The organism is Ureibacillus acetophenoni, assembly GCF_900220965.1.
Lineage (GTDB): Bacteria > Bacillota > Bacilli > Bacillales_A > Planococcaceae > Ureibacillus > Ureibacillus acetophenoni.
The window spans coordinates 1-2,627 of sequence record NZ_OBQC01000032.1 but is presented as its reverse complement, the minus strand read 5'-3'; the positions used below and the strand labels follow the sequence as shown (position 1 = coordinate 2,627).

The window sequence follows — 2,627 nt, the reverse complement described above, 5'->3', positions numbered from 1 at the left end:
TACTTAAATGTAGTGTAGTGCTTTAATTTAAAAACTCATAATTGAATACAAAGTAAAATCCCTGCTTTCAATATAAAAGTAGGGATTTTTGGCGTTTTAATAGACTTAGGGATATGTGAAAAATAGGGTACCTTATTGAAGAAAAGCCTTCGTTAGTTCAATAAACTTAATCGACTTCTTCAAACTCTATAATATCTTTTAGTCTTTCAGGCATATGTAGAGGTGATGGTAAATTAACTTTTCCAAAAGGTGTTAATAGTGGCGTAGTAAAATCCACAAAATATAAAAAGAATGCTATTCGAGTAGGGGTTAAATCTTCCGCTGGTTTATTGAAGAAGTCTCCTATTACCTTACTTCCTTCGTCATTTAGATAATATTCATCGTAAGCAACTTGCCAATCATCTTTAGAAACGCCTTCTATTTCTTGTGTAAAGCCTTCTACATTTACATCTGATGGCTTTGTATCAATTTTCAACTCAATAAGGTGAACGTCCTCATTAACTTCATAAACACCAATTACTTCTACCACTAAGAACACCTCAATTAATTTATTTTTATTTATTATATCCGTTTGTACTTATTGCATTAAACTGCTAAGTTAGCTTAATAATAAAGGTTCTTTTTCTTCATTAGATTTATTTAAGTCAGCCAAGTTAATACCGCAAGCAGCTGCATGGATAACTGGATCGTATTTAACGTTATTTTTCAAAAGAGAATAAATTAAATTAGCCAATTTACCACACAAATGACCAATTGCTTTTTTCTTACTCATACCTTCTTCAACCTTTCGGTCATAATAGGCTTTAAATACAGTAGGGTGAGTTTTACCATTTGCCAAAATTATTAGGGCTATCTGATAAAGAACACGACGAGCATCGCGAACACCGCTGTTTGTTTGTTTAGTCCCTTTTACTGATGTACCAGATTGTGTATTTTCAGCCGAAACCCCTAAGTATTTCTTAAACTCTTTATATGTATTGAATCTTTCAATATCACCAATAACGCCAATTAATGTACAAGCTATATTTTCACTAACGAAGGGGAGGGACAGTAGAATTTCAGTATAAGGGTGGGGTTGAATTCCTTTTTCGGGTACTCCCCATAGAAGATCATGAATTTCTTGATCTATCAGTTTTAAACTTTCTTCAAGCCGTAAGGCTTCTTCAATAACCCACTTTTGACGTCCTACGAGGTGTTCAACAGGTACAGCGACTGTATTTGGCATCACTTCTGCTAAAATTTTAGCAGCCTTTTTGGCAACATTTTTAGCACCAGCTTTTGAAATAGCGTGGTATAGCTCATCTTCGCTAGTTTCTTTCATATGTAGTCCAGTAGGGTATTCTAGAACCAATTTCATTACTGAGATTGAACTTAACTTTTTAAATGCTTTATTTAAATCAGGGTGAGTGACTTTTAATAATTGTTGCACTTGATTTTTTCTTCGAGTAAGTTGAACGTTGAGATACCATCGATCTCTCATCACCGTTCTAAATAAGGATTGAAGCACTGTTTGAGGTCTTATTAATGTAACGCCCTGCATATGGGGGTGTAGTTGCTTATGCCATCCCATATATGACATTACCTTAGCGTCCATTGAATCTGTTTTTTCGCTAATTCCTAAACTTTTACGGAATTCCCCAACAGCCTTATTTTCTATCTGGTATAAATCGTAACCCTCATTTAATAAAACCTGTTGGACTAGATAGGAATAATGCCCACCAGTAGGTTCAAGTAGCAGTAAGAAGTCGTCTTTATTTATATTAAACTGCTTTTCAATTTGCTTTAAGGCGTTTAAAAATTCTACAATTCCAATACTATCAGAGTTGAATTTTAGTGTCTTAGTACGCTTCCAAGCTATTCCTTTTGGATCTAAAAAAGCATCGTATCTTATACAAGAAGCAACATGAAAACTGGCTCCTATATCAATTCCAACATAGAACTGGTAAAAATTTCGTGGTTCTTGATCTTTATTAAACTCAGTTTCATTTCCATAGCTAAATGGACTATTAGTGTTCATCAAATATTCCTCCAAAACAGTATGACATATCTGACTATCCAAGTTTCTGTTAGAGCTTAAAGCCCAATGTAGCATGTCAGGATTATATCGCCAGATATTAAATCTCAAATTGAACTAAAGAGTCTTTATACAAAGCTCCAAACAACGGTAGAGTTTCAACTGTTAAAAATAATATTAGATTTATTTTGATTTCTATATAGTCTATTAAATATAAAAAATACGACATCCATTTTAATATTCCTTCTGAAAAATAAAAAATCCTGTCGAAAATTAACAGGATTTAAGTAGCTATGAATAATTTTATGTGCAGTGCCGTAAATAACATGGAGTGCCTCACGTCAATATTAGAGGTCTAGGAAACTAGCCCCAATCCAGTAAAGGTCGGAATCACCATAAAGGTCACTGCACATTTTTATTTTACATGATTTTTGAATAAAAAAACAATGTCCCCAAACTAACGGCAGAGTTTCTCACTTAGAGAACCCACGTTTAAGTCAAAGGTACATTGATGAGTATAATATATATTAAATTACATTTTTTTAAAAGACCTATGCGTTAGCATGTAGTCTATGAAAATTAATATCTAGAAGTTAATGCCTTACAGAAACTA

Annotated in this window: 2 protein-coding genes; both read right to left on the bottom strand. The window is 33.2% G+C overall.

Annotated elements, in window-relative coordinates:
* Positions 1-166: 166 nt before the first annotated feature.
* The gene (locus CRO45_RS19665; RefSeq protein ID WP_097151297.1) at positions 167-529 is read right to left on the bottom strand and encodes a hypothetical protein; all 363 of its coding nucleotides are present in this window, start codon (positions 527-529) and stop codon (positions 167-169) included.
* 69 nt (positions 530-598) lie between these two features.
* Positions 599-2,017 carry an IS110 family transposase gene (locus CRO45_RS19660; RefSeq protein ID WP_235864680.1) on the bottom strand — a complete coding sequence of 473 codons (1,419 nt, stop codon included), beginning with the start codon at positions 2,015-2,017 and terminating at the stop codon, positions 599-601.
* Between the last annotated feature and the right edge of the window lie 610 nt (positions 2,018-2,627).